Annotated in this window: 1 protein-coding gene and 1 pseudogene; one reads left to right on the top strand and one right to left on the bottom strand. The window is 75.6% G+C overall.

Translation table 11 applies throughout. The features are described from left to right. Positions 1–151, top strand: a pseudogene (locus AB8Z36_RS42420) (MFS transporter); the annotation flags it as partial. On the opposite strand, the gene AB8Z36_RS41280 reads toward AB8Z36_RS42420, so the two are convergent. Next, on the bottom strand, positions 113–904 hold the full coding sequence (locus tag AB8Z36_RS41280) for a spermidine synthase (protein WP_369218468.1): 792 nt from the start codon (positions 902–904) through the stop codon (positions 113–115). The pseudogene AB8Z36_RS42420 and the gene AB8Z36_RS41280 sit on opposite strands and share 39 nt — an antisense overlap. Between the last annotated feature and the right edge of the window lie 117 nt (positions 905–1,021).

Below are 1,021 nucleotides of genomic sequence, written 5' to 3'. Positions count from 1 at the left end.
GCTCGTGGTCCTGGTGACGGCGGCCGTCCTCTTCGTCCCCGACGTGCGCCGTCTGACCCGGCGCACCAAGGAGGTGGCGGTCGCCCCCGCGCCGCTCCCCCTCGCCACCGCGTCAGCCGATGCCGAAGGCCCCGTCGGGCGGCTCGGGTGAGGGCACCGCGTCCTCCTCGCGTACCGGAGCCGCCCCGCCGGTGAACCGCCGCAGTCCGTCGCCGTGCTCGACCCGCGCGGGAAAGGCGTCGGAGGCCGCGCGCCGGGCGAGGGCGGCGATGTCGAGCGGTTCGTGCGCGGCGACGAGCACCGCGTTGCCGAAGCGCCTGCCGCGCAGCACGGACGGCTCCGCGATCAGCGCCAGCTCCCCGAAGACCGCCGCGAACGTGGCGAGCTGGGAGCGGAGGAAGGTGAAGGGCGCGCCGTCGGCGAGGTTCGCCGCGTAGATCCCGCCTGGCCGCAGCACGCGGTCGGCGGTACGGGCGTACGCGACGGTGGTCAGGTGCGCGGGGACGCGTGAGCCGCCGAAGACGTCCGCTATGAGCAGGTCGGCGCTGTCGTCGGGCGCCGCGTCGAGCCAGTGCCTGGCGTCCGTGCCGTGTACGGAGATTCCGGCGCCGGCCGGCCACGGCACCTGCTCGGCGACCAGGCCGAGCAGCCCCCGGTCGGCCTCGACCACGTCCTGCCGGGAGCCCGGCCGGGTGGCGGCGACATAGCGGGGCAGGGTGAGGGCGCCGCCGCCGAGGTGCACGACGTCGAGCGGCAGCTCCGGTCCCGCGGCGGTGTCCAGGACGTGCGCGAGGCGCCGCGCGTACTCGAACTCCAGGTGCGTCGGCTCGTCCAGGTCCACATACGACTGGGGGGCGCCGTCGATGGTGAGCAGCCAGGCCCGCGGCCGGTCGACGTCGGGCATCAGCTTGGCGAAGCCGTGGTCGACGGCGCGGCCCACCGCGATGGCCTCGTCCGTCGGTTCTTCCCCGTGCTCGTTCTCCCGGCCGCCCCCGGACTCCTCGTTCACGCGCCCCATTGT

Source organism: Streptomyces flavofungini (genome assembly GCF_041028215.1).
In the GTDB taxonomy this organism is placed as follows: domain Bacteria; phylum Actinomycetota; class Actinomycetes; order Streptomycetales; family Streptomycetaceae; genus Streptomyces; species Streptomyces flavofungini_B.
The sequence above is the reverse complement of the archived record's forward strand: the minus strand, read 5'-3'. Positions and strand labels throughout refer to the sequence as shown.